General features: G+C 61.3%; 15 protein-coding genes. 2 read left to right on the top strand and 13 right to left on the bottom strand.

The window, feature by feature from the left end:
- Positions 1-5 precede the first annotated feature (5 nt).
- The 3 genes from RCH09_RS15105 to RCH09_RS15095 form a co-directional block, all read right to left on the bottom strand.
- The gene (locus tag RCH09_RS15105) at positions 6-902 is read right to left on the bottom strand and encodes an ABC transporter permease subunit (RefSeq protein WP_326941946.1); all 897 of its coding nucleotides are present in this window, start codon (positions 900-902) and stop codon (positions 6-8) included.
- Positions 899-1,909, bottom strand: coding sequence for an ABC transporter permease subunit (locus tag RCH09_RS15100; RefSeq protein ID WP_326941945.1), 1,011 nt, complete (start codon positions 1,907-1,909; stop codon positions 899-901). The genes RCH09_RS15105 and RCH09_RS15100 overlap by 4 nt, the downstream gene beginning before the upstream one ends.
- 134 nt (positions 1,910-2,043) lie before the next feature.
- Positions 2,044-3,654, bottom strand: coding sequence for an ABC transporter substrate-binding protein (locus RCH09_RS15095; protein ID WP_326941944.1), 1,611 nt, complete (start codon positions 3,652-3,654; stop codon positions 2,044-2,046).
- A 218-nt stretch (positions 3,655-3,872) separates the two neighbouring features.
- Here RCH09_RS15095 and RCH09_RS15090 point away from each other — a divergent pair, with 218 nt between their 5' ends.
- Positions 3,873-5,924 (top strand): M13 family metallopeptidase, encoded by a 2,052-nt coding sequence (locus RCH09_RS15090; RefSeq protein ID WP_326941943.1) that lies wholly within the window; start codon positions 3,873-3,875, stop codon positions 5,922-5,924.
- Positions 5,925-6,000: 76 nt separating this feature from the next.
- Here RCH09_RS15090 and RCH09_RS15085 read toward each other — a convergent pair whose 3' ends face one another.
- The gene (locus RCH09_RS15085; RefSeq protein ID WP_326941942.1) at positions 6,001-6,435 is read right to left on the bottom strand and encodes a CesT family type III secretion system chaperone; all 435 of its coding nucleotides are present in this window, start codon (positions 6,433-6,435) and stop codon (positions 6,001-6,003) included.
- A gap of 150 nt (positions 6,436-6,585) precedes the next feature.
- On the opposite strand from RCH09_RS15085, the gene RCH09_RS15080 reads away from it, so the two are divergent.
- Positions 6,586-7,068, top strand: a complete 483-nt coding sequence (locus tag RCH09_RS15080) for a CesT family type III secretion system chaperone (protein WP_326941941.1) — start codon at positions 6,586-6,588, stop codon at positions 7,066-7,068.
- Positions 7,069-7,350: 282 nt separating this feature from the next.
- Here the strand turns inward: RCH09_RS15080 and pcaD are convergent, their stop codons facing one another.
- From pcaD to RCH09_RS15035, 9 genes are all read right to left on the bottom strand, one after another.
- Positions 7,351-9,525 (bottom strand): 3-oxoadipate enol-lactonase, encoded by a 2,175-nt coding sequence (gene pcaD / locus RCH09_RS15075; protein ID WP_326941940.1) that lies wholly within the window; start codon positions 9,523-9,525, stop codon positions 7,351-7,353.
- A gap of 136 nt (positions 9,526-9,661) precedes the next feature.
- Complete coding sequence (locus RCH09_RS15070) at positions 9,662-10,198, bottom strand: sensor histidine kinase (RefSeq protein WP_326941939.1); 537 nt, start codon at positions 10,196-10,198, stop codon at positions 9,662-9,664.
- A 250-nt stretch (positions 10,199-10,448) separates the two neighbouring features.
- Positions 10,449-11,261, bottom strand: a complete 813-nt coding sequence (locus RCH09_RS15065) for a substrate-binding domain-containing protein (RefSeq protein WP_326941938.1) — start codon at positions 11,259-11,261, stop codon at positions 10,449-10,451.
- Positions 11,262-11,283: 22 nt separating this feature from the next.
- A complete protein-coding gene (locus tag RCH09_RS15060) occupies positions 11,284-11,952 on the bottom strand; it encodes an energy-coupling factor ABC transporter ATP-binding protein (RefSeq protein ID WP_326941937.1) in 669 nt (222 codons plus the stop codon).
- On the bottom strand, positions 11,949-12,635 hold the full coding sequence (locus RCH09_RS15055) for an ABC transporter permease (RefSeq protein ID WP_326941936.1): 687 nt from the start codon (positions 12,633-12,635) through the stop codon (positions 11,949-11,951). The genes RCH09_RS15060 and RCH09_RS15055 overlap by 4 nt, the downstream gene beginning before the upstream one ends.
- 15 nt (positions 12,636-12,650) lie before the next feature.
- A complete protein-coding gene (locus RCH09_RS15050) occupies positions 12,651-13,496 on the bottom strand; it encodes a formate dehydrogenase accessory sulfurtransferase FdhD (RefSeq protein ID WP_326941935.1) in 846 nt (281 codons plus the stop codon).
- An 8-nt stretch (positions 13,497-13,504) separates the two neighbouring features.
- Positions 13,505-13,891 carry a DUF4399 domain-containing protein gene (locus RCH09_RS15045; RefSeq protein WP_326941934.1) on the bottom strand — a complete coding sequence of 129 codons (387 nt, stop codon included), beginning with the start codon at positions 13,889-13,891 and terminating at the stop codon, positions 13,505-13,507.
- 12 nt (positions 13,892-13,903) lie between these two features.
- Positions 13,904-14,242 carry a hypothetical protein gene (locus RCH09_RS15040; RefSeq protein WP_326941933.1) on the bottom strand — a complete coding sequence of 113 codons (339 nt, stop codon included), beginning with the start codon at positions 14,240-14,242 and terminating at the stop codon, positions 13,904-13,906.
- Between the two features lie 11 nt (positions 14,243-14,253).
- Positions 14,254-15,396, bottom strand: a complete 1,143-nt coding sequence (locus RCH09_RS15035) for a formate dehydrogenase subunit gamma (protein WP_326941932.1) — start codon at positions 15,394-15,396, stop codon at positions 14,254-14,256.
- Between the last annotated feature and the right edge of the window lie 12 nt (positions 15,397-15,408).

Below are 15,408 nucleotides of genomic sequence, written 5' to 3'. Positions count from 1 at the left end.
GACGGTTACCGTTTCAGTTTCGGATCGAGCGCATCACGCAAACCATCGCCCATCAAATTAAATGCCAGCACCGATACCAGAATCGCCAGGCCCGGAAAGGTCACCACCCACCAGGCGCTCTGGATGAATTCCAGCGCACTGGCCAGCATCGAGCCCCACTCCGGTGTCGGCGGTTGCGCGCCGAGGCCCAGAAAGCCCAGCGCAGCGGCGTCCAGAATTGCGCTGGAAAAGCCCAGCGTGGCCTGCACGATCAGCGGTGCGGCGCAATTGGGCAGGATGCAGTTGAACATCAGCCGCACGGTACCGGCGCCGGCAATGCGCGACGCATTCACATAATCCTTCGACATCTCGCCGATCACCGCCGCGCGCGTCTGGCGCGCGTAATGCGGCAGCATCACGATGGCAATCGCATACATTGCATTCATCAGGCCAGGGCCGAGAATGGCGACCACGGCCACCGCCAGCAGCAGGCTCGGCAGCGCCAGCATGATGTCCATCAGGCGCATCAGCGCGACTTCGACCACGCCGCGGAAATAACCGGCGATCAGGCCCAGCACCACGCCGATGGTCAGCGACAGGCTGACCGACACCAGTCCGATCACGAGCGACAGCCGGGTGCCATGAATCAGGCGCGACAGCATGTCGCGTCCGACCGGATCGGTGCCGAGAATGAATTTGCTGCTGCCGCCGGCCTGCCACATTGGCGGCACCAGCGTCGCATCGCGGTACTGCTCGATCGGTGAATACGGCGCGATGAAATCGGCCGACAACGCCAGCACGACCAGCACGATCACGATCACCAGGCCGATGACTGCGCCACGATTCTGGCTGAAGTAGTTCCACAGTTCGCGGGCAGGATGGGGCGGCGTCTGCGCCGTCGACGGGGTCAGGATTGCGCTCATGAGCTATGCCGGATACGTGGATTGATGACGCCGTACAGGACGTCGACGATCAGATTGACCATGATGATGATCGTGGCGGACAGCAGGATGCCGCCCTGCACCACCGGATAATCGCGCCGCCGGATCGCTTCGACCAGCCACTTGCCGATGCCGGGCCAGGAGAAAATGGTCTCGGTCAGAATCGCGCCCGCCAGCAGCGTGCCGACTTGCAACCCGATCACGGTGATCACCGGAATGAGCGCATTGCGCAACGCATGCACGCCGACCACGCGCCAGCGCGACAACCCTTTCGCGCGCGCGGTGCGGACATAGTCCTCGCGCAGCACTTCAAGCATGGCCGAGCGCGTCATGCGCGCCACCACGGCCAGTGGAATCGTGCCCAGCGCAATCGCCGGCAGAACCAGATGCGAGACCGCCGACTTGAACGCGCCCGGCTCGCCCGACAGCAGGCTGTCGATCAGCATGAAGCCGGTCACCGGCGGCAGATCAAACAGGATATCGATGCGACCCGACACCGGGGTCCAGCCCAGCGTCACCGAAAACAGCATGATCAGCAGCAGCGCCCACCAGAACACCGGCATTGAATAGCCGGTCAGCGAGACACCCATCACCGAGTAATCCAGCACGGTGTTGCGCTTCAATGAGGCCAGCATGCCGGCCGGCAGTCCAACCACCAGGGCCACCATCATGGCGCACAACGACAGCTCGATCGTGGCCGGAAACAAGGTCAGAAATTCGCGCAGAACGGGTTCCTGCGTCGTCAGCGAGCGCCCCAGATCACCTTGCAGGACGTGCCACAGATAGTCAAAATACTGCACATACAACGGCCGGTCGAGACCGAACTGGTGCAGCAGACGCGCGTAGCGCGCCGCGTCCATGCCGCGCTCGCCCGACATCGCTTCGACGGCATCGCCCGGAATCAGATGGATCAGCGAAAACACCAGGAGCGTAATGCCGAGAAAGGTCGGAATGACCAGCCCTGCGCGGCGCAGGAGGAATCCAAACATGGGGTACCCGTTCGATCAAAAAGTGAGAAGCAGCCGATCTTGTGAATCAGCGCCATCCGGCAAAGCGCGCAATGATAGCCGAAACTGACGCTGACAACGCCAATCGGAGTGCGCCACCCCGATTGGCCCGCCGCTTACTTGGCCAGATCGACCTTGTTGAAGTAATGATGCGCGGTCGCATCCATCTGGAAGCCGATGACTTCCTTGCGCACCGGCGTGAAACGCACCGAGTGGGCAATTTCGATCAGCGGTGCTTCTTCGTGGGCGATTTCCTGGGCCCGCTCGTAGAACTTGGCGCGCTCGGCCTGCACCGGCGTGCCCTTGGCTTTCTGGAGTTGTGCTTCGAAATCCTTGTTGCACCAGCGCGCGACATTGCCGCCCCCGGCCACTGCGTCGCAACCGAGCAATGGGCCGAAGAAGTTATCCGGGTCGCCATTGTCGCCGGACCAGCCAAACATCATCGCGTGCTGCTCGCCGGTTTTGCTGCGCTTGCGGTATTCGCCCCATTCGAACGTGACCAGCTTGGCCTTGACGCCGATCTTGGCCCAATCAGCCTGGATCAGCTCGGCCATGCGTTTGCCGTCCGGGTTGTACGGGCGGCTCACCGGCAGGTACCACAGGTCGACCTCGGCGCCGTTCGGATAGCCGGCCTTGGTCAGCAGGGCCTTGGCCTTGACCGGGTCATATTCATAGTCCTTGATCTTGTCGTTGTACGACCAGAGCATCGGCGGAATCGGATTCTTGGCAGCCTGACCGGCGCCCTGGAACACGGTTTTCAGGATCGTCTGCTTGTCGACTGCCATTGTCAGCGCCTGCCGCACCAGCTTGTTGTCGAACGGCTTCTTCTCGACGTTGAAGGCGATATAGCCGATGTTCAAGCCTTCCTTGGTCAGCAAGGTCAGCGCCGGATCGGCCTTCATCAACGCGATGTCAGCCGGCTTCGGGAACGCCATCACCTGGCACTCGCCAGCCTTCAGCTTGGCGTAGCGCACCGAGGCGTCCGGCGTAATTGCGTAAATCAGGTTGTCCAGTTTGGGACGACCACCCCAATGCTGGTCGAAGGCCTTGTAGCGGATCACCGCATCTTTCTGGTACGAGACGAACTGGAACGGACCGGTGCCGACTGGCTCGCGGTCGATTACCTCCGGCGTGCCGGCGGCTTTCATCTTGTCGGCGTATTCAGCCGACTGCACGGAATTGAAATCCATCGCCATATTGGCGAGGAACGGCGCTTCCGGATGCTTCAGCTTGAAGCGCACTGTCATCGCATCGACCTTTTCGAGACGGTCAACGATCTTGTTCATGCCCATGTCTTCGAAATAGGCGTACGTGGTGCCAGGCGTGTTCTTGTGGAACGGATGCTGCGGATCGGCCATGCGGTTGTAGGTGAACAGGATGTCGTCGGCGTTCATATCCCGCGTCGGCTTGAACTTGGCGGTGGTATGGAACTTGACGCCCTTGCGCAGCTTGAAGGTGTAGCTCAGGCCATCCGGCGCAACTTCCCAGGATTCGGCCAGGCCAGGAACGACGTTGGTGGTACCTGTTTCAAATTCAACCAGCCGGTTGAACATCGGCACCGAGGTTGCGTCCATCGTGGTGCCGGTGGTAAAGAATTGCGGATTGAAGCCTTCCGGGCTGCCTTCCGAACAAAACACCAATGTCTTGGCGGCGCTGGCAAACCCCGCCGTCGCGCACAGGACCGCGATCAGGCTGGCCTTGATAATCCATTTGCTGTTCTTCTTCATGCGGTGATCTCTCCGGTTCAACATGTTCATTGGCGCGCGACACCGCAGTGAATTCAGTGGCGTGGCGACTCGGGATTTTACAAAGGCCCTATTCTGAACCAAAAAATGGCAAATCGGTACTGCAAATGGATGACCTCTTCATGACCATCTCCAGCTATGGTAAATTTCTCATCCTGCCTTGCCGATCGCAGGCCGGAAAAACCAAAAAGGACAAGTCGATGAATCGTAATTGGGTGAATGCGCTCTATCTGAGCATGGCCGCCGGCGTCGCCGTTGCGGCCGATGTACCGTCGAGCGGGAAGCCAGCACAACTGGCAACCGGCGTCGACCTGCAATATATGGACAAGGGCGTACGCGCCCAGGACGATTTCTTCAATTACGTCAGCGGCAAATGGCTGGCCACCACAGAGATCCCGGCCGACAAGGCAAGCTGGGGCTCGTTTGCCAAGCTGCGCGACGACACCCTGCCGCAGTTGCGGGCGATCATCGAGAACGCCGCCAAGGATGCGAATGCGCCAGCCAATTCCGAAAGCCGCAAGATCGGTGACCTGTACGCCAGCTTCATGGATGAAAAAAAGCTCGATGAACTGGGCCTGAAACCACTCGAGGCAGAACTGGCGAAAATCGCGGCGCTGAAAGACAAGAAGGAAATCCCGGCGCTGATTGCACATCTGAACCAGATTGGCGTCAATACGCCGTACGCGCCGAATGTGCATCAGGATGCCAAGGATTCGACCAAGTACGTAGTCGACCTGAGCCAGTCCGGACTCGGCCTGCCGGATCGCGATTACTACCTCAAGCCAAAGGACGCAAAGCTGTCGGCAGCGCGCGCCAAGTACCAGGAATTTGTCGCAACAGTGCTGGCCATGGCCGGCGACAAGGCCGCCAATGCCGGCGCCCGGGAAGTCCTCGCGCTCGAAACCGATCTGGCCAAGGTGCAGTGGACCAATGTCGAGAACCGCGATCCGGTCAAGACCTACAACAAGCTCGACTTCGCCAAGCTCGACGCGCTGACGCCGAAATATGACTGGACCAGCTGGCGCACCCAGGCCGGGATTGACGGCAAGGTGAACTACGTCATCGTCAGCCAGCCGAGCTATCTGAAGGGCTTCAACGCGATTTACCAGAAGGCGCCGCTGGCGGTCTGGAAAAAATACTTCGAAGTGCAGCTCATCAGCAGCTACGCACGACTGCTGTCGAAGCCGTACGTCGACGCCAATTTCGCCTACAAGAGCACCGCCCTGCGCGGCGTTCCGGAAGACGAGCCACGCTGGAAGCGCAGCGTGCATCTGGTTGAATCGGCGCTCGGCGAAGCACTCGGCAAAGTCTATGTGAGCGAGCATTTCCCGCCGGAGCGCAAGGCCCACATGGAAGCGCTGGTGAAGAATTTGCTGGAGGCCTATCGCCAGAGCATCGACACGATTGACTGGATGAGCCCGGAGACCAAGAAGGAAGCGCAAATCAAGCTGGCCAAGTTCACGCCGAAGATCGGCTATCCGAACAAGTGGAAGGATTATTCCAGCGTCGTGATTGCCAAGGATGACCTGGTTGGCAATGTCATGCGCGCATCCACCTTTGCGTATCAATTCGAGATCAACAAGCTCGGCAAGCCGATCGATCGCGATGAGTGGGGCATGACACCGCAAACCGTGAATGCTTACTACAATCCGGAGCTCAACGAAATCGTGTTTCCGGCAGCGATCCTGCAGCCGCCGTTCTTCGATGCGAATGCCGACGACGCCGTCAACTACGGTGGCATCGGTGGTGTGATTGGCCATGAAATCAGTTACGGCTTTGACGATCAGGGCGCGCAATACGATGGCGACGGCAATCTGCGCGACTGGTGGACCAAGGAAGACCACGTCAAGTTTGCCGCCAAGACCAAGATGCTGGTCGACCAGTACAACGCCTACTCGCCGCTGCCCGGCTACAACATCAACGGCGCGCTGACGCTCGGCGAGAACATCGCCGACAACTCGGGACTGGCCATTGCGTACAAGGCCTATCATCTGTCGCTGGCCGGCAAGACACCGCCGGTGCTCGATGGCCTGACCGGCGACCAACGCCTCTATCTGGGTTGGGCGCAGGTCTGGCGCGCCAAGGCACGCGATTCGCAAACCATCGTGCAGATTAAGACCGATCCGCATTCGCCGGCCAAATACCGGGCCAATGGCGCCGTGTCGAATCAACCCGGCTTCTACAGCGCGTTTGATGTGAAGGAAGGCGACAAGATGTATCTGCCGCCAGCGCAGCGGGTGATCATCTGGTGATGCGTAGCCGCTGACCCGCTTCGCATGCCCCCGAAAGGCTCCTGAAGACAGGGGCCTTTTTTTCGTCCGCCCGCTGCTACGAAAAATGCAGCCGATGCCGCCGCGCCATCGGTGGCGGCAGGAAATAGGTGCGCCGCCATTCCGCGACTTTCTCGGTGAAATACACCAGCGTCGCTGCGAGCAATTCTGGCGTGGTCTGATCCAATGGCAACTTCAGCATGTACAGCACGTTGCCGGTCGACGGCGAGACGCAAAAGCCGGGGCCCTCGCCGAGGTAACCGATGTGATTTTCATTGAGCAACATCTGGAAGATCGCGGTCTCGTCCTTGAGCGGCGCGGGGCCGAAAACAACCCGCAAATGCATCGCGTCGGGGGCAAACTCGTCGTCATACAGGAATGAAAATTCCACCCCCTCCAGTTCGACCGGTTCGCCATCGATCAAAATGTCCGGCCAGGCAAATTGCTCGGCTTCGCAAAAGGCGCGCACCAGCGCTTCGAACTGTTGTTTCATGCAACCCCTCCGTGACTATGCTTGACGATGTGTTGCCGCCCGCGCCTTGCAGTTCCGCAACGGCCATGCAAAACATCGGCAGCGATAACGGAACCGGCATCGGCCGCCAGTTACCTATTGCGAGTGAAGGCAAACGGAGAGCTGAGCGGTATGGGCCATGTTGACTTTAGACAGCTGATCGAAGCGCTGTGTGCGCTGACCGGATTTGCCTCGGCGCAGCATATTCTGCGCGGCGATGGCATCGAGTTCGAGGGGGTGACGTTCGCGCTCACTCAGCAGCCCAAGGCAGGACCGGATGCGCTCTTCATTTACGCCGATTTCGGCCCTCTCGGACTGGAGCAGCAAGCCCGCCTGTATCCGCTGATGCTGAAGGAAAATTTCCTGATGATGCGCTCGCGCCAGAGCACATTCAGTGTGTCGGCCGCCACGGACAGTGTGGTCCTGATCGAAAAAATGGCGCTGCCCGGCCTGACTGCAGAAAAGCTGCTGGCGCAACTGCGGCTGATTGCGCACCGGGTCAATTACTTCAACCGGCACCACCGCGATGTCGGTGGCCATCTCAATCGTCCCGCGCTGCGCAATCATGCCTCGGTGCGGCGCACGCTGAATCTGCAGGATCACGCGCCATGCTGACCATCTCGATCAATCAACGCCCTGCCGGAGCCTGCACGCCAGCGCGACCGGCGGCACCATCAGACTGTCTTCGCGCGAGCACCGTGACCTCGCCCGCGCCTCGACCTGGCGGCGCAAAGCCACGTATCGCGCTGCCACGGACCCGCATCAAGGCGGGCCCGCTTGCACTTGCTGTTGTTGAGCGCGACGCGCCAAGGCAACCGTCACGACCTCAGGTTTCTCTGCTCTCGGCCGACACATTCACGCTCGCCGGATCCAACGTCAAGCCGACAAGCCCAACACTCAATGCACCGGCAGCGCCGACCGCGCCAGTAAGAACTCCACCACGTTAGCAGTGAAACTCTGTGCCACTTCCCAGTTGGTCAGATGGGCAGCGTTCAGTTCAAGGTAGCGCGCGCCGTTGATGTGTTCGGCCAGGCGGCGCGTCTGCGCCGGCGCAGTGCTCTTGTCATGGCGTCCGCCAATCACCAGCGTCGGCGCGTTGATGTTGACCAGGCTGTCGCGCAGGTCCATGTCACGCACCGCATGGCAACCGGCAATGTAGCCGGCCACGGGTGTGTGCAGCAACATGTCGTGCACGATGTGGACCTGATGCACAGCGTGCTGCTGGAAATCGCGCGTGAACCAGCGGTCCATCATCGTCTCGGCGATGGCGCGCATGCCGTGCTGGCGCACCTGTTCGATACGCTCATCCCAGATCGATTGCGGCCCGAGCAAGGGCGCAGTGTTGGCCAGGACCAAGCGGTCAATCCGGGCCGGATGATTGATTGCCAGCCACATCCCGGTCATCCCGCCCATCGACAAGCCGCAGTAGTGACTGCGCACGATGCCGAGATGATCCATCAACGCCAATACATCGCCGGCCATTTGCGCAATCGTGTAGGGCCCCTCGGGCACACTCGATTGTCCCTGGCCGCGAGTGTCGTAACGCAGCACGCGAAAGTGTTCCAGCAGCGATGGCATTTGCGGAGCCCAGATATCGAGCGTCGCACCAAGCGGATTGGACAGAATCAGGCATGGCGCATCGGCGCTGCCTTCGAGCTGATAGTTCAGGTTCACGCTACTGGATTCAAGTGTCGGCATGTTGAGTACTCCGGTGGATAGGGGACGATGGAGGGTCTGGCGGTGGGTCTGCAATACGCGTTCAACGAACATTGCCGACTGGCCGTAGTAGGAGGCGGGCTCCAGCAGGCGGTCCAGCTCGGCCGGGCCCAGGTGGGCAGTCACTGCGGGCAGTTGGTCGAGCACCTCGCGCAGGTGCAGGCCGCTGCGCGCAACCGTGGAACAGGCGTCCCGCAGCAGCAGGCTGGCAGCGCCACGACCAAGCTTTGGCGTCAGCGCGACCATGACGGCCTCGGCCAGAATCTGCCCGCGCGTCAGGTCGAGATTGGTGCGCATGCGGGTCGCGTCAACGCTCATGCCGGCCACTGCCGCGCGCATCTGTTCCAGCGCCGTCGCGCACAGCATCACGATGTGCGGCAGGGTGTCCCATTCAATCTCGACCGTGCCTGATTCACTTTCCTGCATCATGCCGGCCAGCATGGTCGCCACCAGCGCGGGCACGCGCTGGGCCGCCGACAGCGCGACTGCGCACTCCCGCGGGATGCCAGGCGACGTCGGCGTGGCAAGGCTGGCGGCGCCTTCCTGCAGGTGGAGTTCGGCAACTTCGATTTGGGACAACATGGCCATGTCGCCGGCCATTTTTCCGAGCGAGCCGACCAGCATACCCAGCACGCTGGCAACTTCGGCAAAGCGATCACGCTGGCTCAGCCACGGCATGTCCGGCATCGTCAGGTCAAGCGCACTGGCAAGCTCCTCGGCAATCGGCAGGGCATTGGCGCCAAGGCTGGCAAGGATCCCGGCCGCGCCGCCGAACTGCAGCGCCAGCAGCCGCGGCCGGATTGCCGACAGGCGCTGCTGATGGCGCATCAGGGCATCGAGCCAGCTGGCGGTCTTCAAGCCAAAGGTGACCGGCAGCACCTGCTGCATGCCATTTCGGCCCGCTTGTGCCGTGTGTCGATACTGCTCGGAGCGTTGCGCCAGCAGGCCGATCAATGCTTCGAGGTCCACCTCGATCAGGTCCAGCGCGGCGCGCAATTGCAGCACCATTGCGGTATCGATCAGGTCAAGGTTGGTGGCGCCCCAGTGCACAAAATTGGCGGCATCGGCATCGCGCGATGCGACCGCCGTCGTCAGATGCTGCAGCAATGCATCCACCGGGTTGTCGGTGGCGGCCATCCGGTCCGCCAGTTCGGCGGCATTGGCAGAAGCATCACGGCAGCAGTCGGCAATCTGCACGGCAACGCTGTCATCAATCACGCCGTGGCGCGCCAGCGCTTTGGCCAGCTCCGCCTCGACATCCACCATGGCGGCAATCCAGGCCGCATTTGAAAATACATGCGCCGTCGCTTTACGTGAAAAAGCCGGACGCATCAAACCGTTGAATGCAGGGTTCATGGGCAGAACCTGACAGGCGAAAGAAATGCAGGAAGGGGCCGTTGAAAAGGCAGCGTGAAACCACTCGCTTCGACCGGCCAACGATGTTGACGGTTCCGCAAGTACCGGTGGAAAATCGTGCTGGATGGAGGTTGCGTTAACGCTGTCGGCTATCGGCAACCAATTCCGCCTCATGCCGCGCTTCGTGGGCCAGCAATGACTTGCTCAAATGAATGGCGAAAACGTTGCCGGCGCCTGGCGCGCTCGACACCGTGATGCGACCCGCGTGCAACGCGACGATTTCATTGGCAAGGTAAAGCCCCAGTCCGAGCCCGTCGGGCCGACGTCCGCCCGATCCATTGGCACGAAAGAACCGGTCGAACACGTGCGGCTGGTCGCTTGGCTCGATCAGCCAGCCATCATCGCAGACCCTGATCACGATTTCACGCTCGGTTTCTTCCGCTTCGACATCGATGCGCCCGCCCTTGTCGCTGTAGCGCAGGGCGTTCTCCAGCAAATTGTCGAGTGCCACCCGCAACAGGTCGCCCTCCGCGAACAGGGTCGGCATGGCCGCCGGCACGCACATCGTCACCCGGATCGAACGCGCCTGGGCGCGCCGTGCAATCGCGTGAAACGCATCGTGCATGAGTTCGTCGATGTTGACTCGGCTGCGTCCTAGCCGGATGCTGTTCATGGGGGCCTCCGTCGATTGACGTCCGTTCGCGAAACCGGAGCGCACGCGGCCTGCCGCATCGCCGAACGGACAACCCGGGAGACCAGCAGCAATGGCGCTGCATGCAGCAAAGGAAGGTGCCAGTGCCAACGGTCCCCCTGAAACGTTGCCGAAAAATGCATCGGCAGTAACGGCTTTATAGTGACTGTTGGTTACATCAAAGTAAAGTTGTATCGCCGAAACACGCATTCACAGTTGCGTCGGCGCAAATTCAACGCCCCGCCGAGGGAAAGAATACCTGTTGGCCGCTGACCTGAAATGCTGCGATGCGCTGCTGTCCGGCCGGCGACGTGATCCATTCAACCAGTTGCATCGCGCCCTTGAAATTGGCATCAGGATAACGCGCCGGATTCACGGCGATGATGCCGTACGGGTTGAACATGGCCTTGTCGCCTTCGACGGCAATCGACAACCCGGTTTTGGCACGGTAAGCATAAAACGTCGCGCGGTCGGTCAGTGTGTAGGCCTGCAATTCCGCCGCCATCGTCAGAACCTCTCCCATGCCGAGCCCGGCTGAGACATACGCATTACCTTGCGGCTTCTTGCCGATGCGCTTCCAGTACGACTGCTCCATCTGGTCGGTGCCGGAATTGTCGCCGCGTGAAATGAAGCGCGCGTTGCCGTCGACCAGTTTAGTGAGGCTGCGGGCCAGGTCCTTGCTGCCGGCGATTCCGGCCGGATCACTGGTTGGTCCGACAATGATGAAGTCGTTGAACATCACATCGCGCCGGTTGACGCCGTAGCCTTCGGCCATGAACTTGTCTTCCGACGCGCGCGCATGCACCAGCGTGACATCGACATCGCCGTTCTTGGCCAGCTCCAGCGCCTTGCCGGTACCGACCGAAATGACTTGCACCTTGGCGTTGTACTGCTTTTCGAATTCGGGCAGCAGCCAGGTCAGCAGGCCGGAATTCTCCGTGCTGGTAGTGGTCGACAGCTTGATGATTTGTTGCGCACCGGCGGATGACCCGAACAGGCCCAGCAAGGCGGCGAACGATAATTGCAAAACGAGACGACGTGACATGGCATTCCCTTTAGATAAATTGTTAATCCATTGCGGCATCGCGCGCAGCGAGCCGCCCATCTTTCAGTTTCATGCGGCGCACACCGGGCAGATTGATCAGGTCCCGATCATGACATGCCATGATCACGCTGCGCCCTTCGGCCACCAGTGCCGGAATCAGCGCCAGCACCTGTTCGCGCGCCGGGCCGTCCAGATTCGCGGTCGGCTCGTCGAGCAACAACAGTGCCGGCTGCAAGATCCGCGCGCGCGCCAACGCGACGCGTTGCTTTTCACCACCCGACCAATGCCGCGCCCGCGTGCCGCGCAGATGCGTGATGCCGGCCCACTCCATGGCCGCACCAACCCGTCGCGCAATTTCCGCCTTGTCGATGCCGCGCACAGCCAGGCCGTAGCCCACGTTGGCTTCGACGCTGATGGAAAACATCACCGGATGCTGATGCACATACACCAGTGCGTCGCGCAGCACGGCGGGATACGGCGACAGCGACACCGGCTTTCCGGCAAAAACGACGCTGCGCGTCTGCGCCCGTTCCAGTCCGCACAGAATGCGCAGCAAGGTCGACTTGCCGCTGCCGTTGGCGCCGGTGAGTACGGTCGCGCTGGCCGCCGCAATCTCGACACGATCGATATCCAGCAGGACGCGCTCGCCAAAGCGCTTGTGCAAACCGTCGATGACCAGCAGGCTGCTCATCGGGCATCCCCTTGCAGCAGCAGCAAGCCGCCATTGATGATCAGCGCGATCGCGATCAGCACAACGCCCAGCGCAATGCCTTGGGCGAATTCGCCCTTGCTGGTTTCGAGTGCAATGGCAGTCGTGATGGTGCGGGTTTCACCGGCGATATTACCGCCCACCATCATCGCGCAGCCGACCTCCGAGATGACCCGGCCAAACCCGCTGATGATGGCTGCCATGACGCCGAAACGGACTTCGCGCAACACCGTCCACATGACGCGGGTGTGTGAAGCGCCCAGCGTGATGGCGGTCTCGGCCAGGCGCGGATCAGCGGCCTGGACGGCAGCCAGCGTGAACGCGATGAGCACCGGCAAGGCAATCAGCACCTGCCCTGCGACCAGCCCGGACTGCGAGAACAACCAGTGCAACTGGCCGGCCGGGCCGGGCCGGGATAACACCAGATACAACAGCAGGCCAATCAATACGGTGGGGAGCGAGAGCGAGACCTGGGTCAACCAGATCACCATGCGGCGGCCGAAGAACAAGCGACTGGCAATTGCATAGCCAAGCCAGACTGCAACCGGCGTGGCAATCAATAAGGCCAGCAGACACGTCGTGAGCGATACCTGCACGATGCGCCACAAGGCCGCATCGCCGGAACCAAGCAGCACAAACGCCGCGCCAATTGCGTCGATCAGCATGCTGCGCCCGTCAGGTCAGGCAAGTTTGAGAAGGTTGTCGAACAGGTGGGGTTCGAACACGAGGCGCTCGCGCCCGCACAGCAACAGAAAATGCTTGCCGGTGCAGCGTGCCAGCAGGGCCATGCCAAGCCGTTCGGCCACCATGTGGCCCATCTGTGTGGTGCCGGAGCGCGACAGCAGGAAGGGGATGCCCATCTGCGCACCCTTGATGACCATCTCGGAGGTGAGCCGGCCGGTGGTATAGAAAATCTTGTCATCGCCGCGCACATCATCGAGCCACATGCGCCCGGCAATCGCATCGACGGCGTTATGGCGCCCCACATCCTCGACGAAATACAGCAACTCGCCGTCACTGGAAAACAGCGCACAGCCATGTACCGAGCCAGCCTGCTTGTAAATCGATTGTTGCGTGCGAATGGTCTCGACAATGCGGTACAGCGTCGATTGGGTCATGCGGGCATCGGGCGACAGCGAGATCGTGCCAATGTCATCCATCAGTCCGCCGAACACCGAACCCTGGCCGCACCCGGTGGTGACCACCCGTTTGGCGGTGCGCGCCTCGATGTCCTCGATGCCGTCACGCGTGACCACGGCCACCGCCTCGACCTCCCAATCGACCTGCACCGAGACGATATCGCTGAGCTTGCGGACGAAACGCTGGTTGCGCAGATAACCCAGCGTCAGCGCCTCGGGCGCGCCGCCGAGCGTCATCAGCGTGACCAGTTCACGCTTGTCGACGTAGACGGTCAAGGGCCGTTCCGCCGGAATCGCAATGGTCGACACACGCCCGCGCTCATCCATCACCTCGACCTCGCGGGTCAGGTCGACACTGGCGCTGGTCAGTTGCGGGCGATACGTCATCGGCGGGATTACTTGACGGTGACGGTAATGGTTTTGCTCAAGGCCGGGCCGTACGATTGATGCGCGCCGTTGGCAAATTGCATGGTCAGCTTGTAGGTACCTGGCTTGAGCGTCACGGTCGCCTCGGTCTGGCCCTTGCCGAAATGGATATGCGTTTCATCGAATGGGACCGGCTCGCCGGCGGCAATCGCCGTGGCATTGATCAGCAGGTGATGATGTCCGCTGGTTGGCGACAGTTCGCCGGCCGGCTTGACGTCCATGCCGTCGACGGCGAACTTGACCGGGAAGGTGGTTGGCACGGTGGCGCCGTCAGCCGGTTCCACGAACGAAACGGAGGCGGCCTGGGCCGCGGCGGAAAGAAGCAAGGTGCTGACCAGCAGGAAAAAACGTTTCATGTCGACTATTCCTTATTTTTTGATGGGCTCTTTGTTGAGCGGCAACGAGTCAGCCACCCCCACCTTGGTCGCGACCTGCGCCGCCACATACGGGCCAGGGTCGGCGCAAGGCGGGATGCCGGTTGTCGCTGCCGTTGGCGTTGGCGCCGCTTTGGACTTCAGATAATACGCTGCCACGCGATCCTGTGCCTTGCACAGCTGGTACGACGCGACCTTGTCGGTCCAGGCGGTTTTGGCTTTTGCCTCGTCGGCCTTGGCCTTGGCTTCCTCGCTTGGCGCCGGCAGCTTTGCCGCCACGGAGGCGCACAACAGAATGCCGATGACCAGCAGCAGTGGTTTTTTGATGTACATGATGTGCTCGCTCAGATTGCGTTGCGGGGATGGGCGGCGACATACGCTGCGCCCTCTTCGGTGCGGACCCGCGGCACCTTGCCGGACTGTACGTCGGCGTACCACAGGTCGTGATGTTCTTCCGCCCAGGTATCGTCGACATAGCCGGTCGTCATGGCTTCGAGTGCGCCTTCCATGCCGATGGTGCCGATGTAGATGTGTGCCAGCGCCATGGCGGACATCACCACCGCAGTCGTCAGATGGATGACGTTGGCAATCTGCATCAGCCCGCGTGGATAGTCGATTCCCGGCACCAGCTTGTCGAGCACGAAACCCGAACCGCTGATGATCAGACCGAGCACCACCACGCCAGTCCAGAACCAGATTTTTTCGCCGGCATTGAAGCGCCCGGCCGAGGCATGCTTGCCGCCGCCGTACATGCCGCCGAGCCGGATCAGCCATTGCCAGTCGCTCGGCGCCGGAAAGTTATCCTTGATGAAGACAATGAAGGTGACCACGATCGACACGGTAAACACCGGCCCGGCGAAGTTGTGGACGTTCTTGCACAGGTAAGCCAGCCAGCCGAACAGGGTGTGGCCGAACACGTGCATCAAGACGTATTTGCCGAACAGGATGGTCAGGCCGGAGGCCGACAGCGCCACGAAACTCAACGCGGTGGCCCAATGCGCGAGCCGCTCAATCGAGGTGAAGCGCTCGATCAGCCGGCCGCTGCGGGCGCCCTTGAGCTTGACTTTGCCAAGCAGGAAATACACGGCAGCGATGCCGCCAAAGGCAATGAGCAACAGCCAGCCGCCGATCTTGGTCAACGGGCCGTTGCGATATTCGCGCCAGGCCTCGCCTGCCGTGGTTGCGCGCCCCTGTCCCGGAAACTGCTGCTTTGGCTGCACCAGCACACCGGCTTCGAGCGCAGGCAAGCTGGAATAATTTTTCACACCCTCTTTGACAATCCGGAAGGTTGGCGCCGCATTGCCGGGCTGGTCGCGCGTGCGTTCAGCCTGGTTCTGTTTGAGAATATCGACCGACTCGACGGCCGGTGCAGTAGCGGCAACCGGTGCCGGAGCCGCGACCGGTGCTGCAGCTTGTGCCAATGCGGCACCATCGAGCGCGGCGAGCAACGCAGCCGCGACGGCAACATGGGTCATCCAGGATTTCATGGCGCGTCCCCG

This window comes from Actimicrobium sp. GrIS 1.19 (assembly GCF_035984655.1).
Lineage (GTDB): Bacteria > Pseudomonadota > Gammaproteobacteria > Burkholderiales > Burkholderiaceae_D > Actimicrobium.
Note: the sequence above shows the minus strand (reverse complement) of the source record. Positions and strands in the feature narration are given on the sequence as shown.

What these genes read in the sequence shown, in the direction of transcription:
- RCH09_RS15105 (WP_326941946.1), bottom strand. Translation starts at nt 902, where the DNA reads ATGAGCGCAATCCTGACCCCGTCGACGGCGCAGACGCCGCCCCATCCT.
- RCH09_RS15100 (WP_326941945.1), bottom strand. Translation starts at nt 1,909, where the DNA reads ATGTTTGGATTCCTCCTGCGCCGCGCAGGGCTGGTCATTCCGACCTTT.
- RCH09_RS15095 (WP_326941944.1), bottom strand. Translation starts at nt 3,654, where the DNA reads ATGAAGAAGAACAGCAAATGGATTATCAAGGCCAGCCTGATCGCGGTC.
- RCH09_RS15090 (WP_326941943.1), top strand. Translation starts at nt 3,873, where the DNA reads ATGAATCGTAATTGGGTGAATGCGCTCTATCTGAGCATGGCCGCCGGC.
- RCH09_RS15085 (WP_326941942.1), bottom strand. Translation starts at nt 6,435, where the DNA reads ATGAAACAACAGTTCGAAGCGCTGGTGCGCGCCTTTTGCGAAGCCGAG.
- RCH09_RS15080 (WP_326941941.1), top strand. Translation starts at nt 6,586, where the DNA reads ATGGGCCATGTTGACTTTAGACAGCTGATCGAAGCGCTGTGTGCGCTG.
- pcaD (WP_326941940.1), bottom strand. Translation starts at nt 9,525, where the DNA reads ATGAACCCTGCATTCAACGGTTTGATGCGTCCGGCTTTTTCACGTAAA.
- RCH09_RS15070 (WP_326941939.1), bottom strand. Translation starts at nt 10,198, where the DNA reads ATGAACAGCATCCGGCTAGGACGCAGCCGAGTCAACATCGACGAACTC.
- RCH09_RS15065 (WP_326941938.1), bottom strand. Translation starts at nt 11,261, where the DNA reads ATGTCACGTCGTCTCGTTTTGCAATTATCGTTCGCCGCCTTGCTGGGC.
- RCH09_RS15060 (WP_326941937.1), bottom strand. Translation starts at nt 11,952, where the DNA reads ATGAGCAGCCTGCTGGTCATCGACGGTTTGCACAAGCGCTTTGGCGAG.
- RCH09_RS15055 (WP_326941936.1), bottom strand. Translation starts at nt 12,635, where the DNA reads ATGCTGATCGACGCAATTGGCGCGGCGTTTGTGCTGCTTGGTTCCGGC.
- RCH09_RS15050 (WP_326941935.1), bottom strand. Translation starts at nt 13,496, where the DNA reads ATGACGTATCGCCCGCAACTGACCAGCGCCAGTGTCGACCTGACCCGC.
- RCH09_RS15045 (WP_326941934.1), bottom strand. Translation starts at nt 13,891, where the DNA reads ATGAAACGTTTTTTCCTGCTGGTCAGCACCTTGCTTCTTTCCGCCGCG.
- RCH09_RS15040 (WP_326941933.1), bottom strand. Translation starts at nt 14,242, where the DNA reads ATGTACATCAAAAAACCACTGCTGCTGGTCATCGGCATTCTGTTGTGC.
- RCH09_RS15035 (WP_326941932.1), bottom strand. Translation starts at nt 15,396, where the DNA reads ATGAAATCCTGGATGACCCATGTTGCCGTCGCGGCTGCGTTGCTCGCC.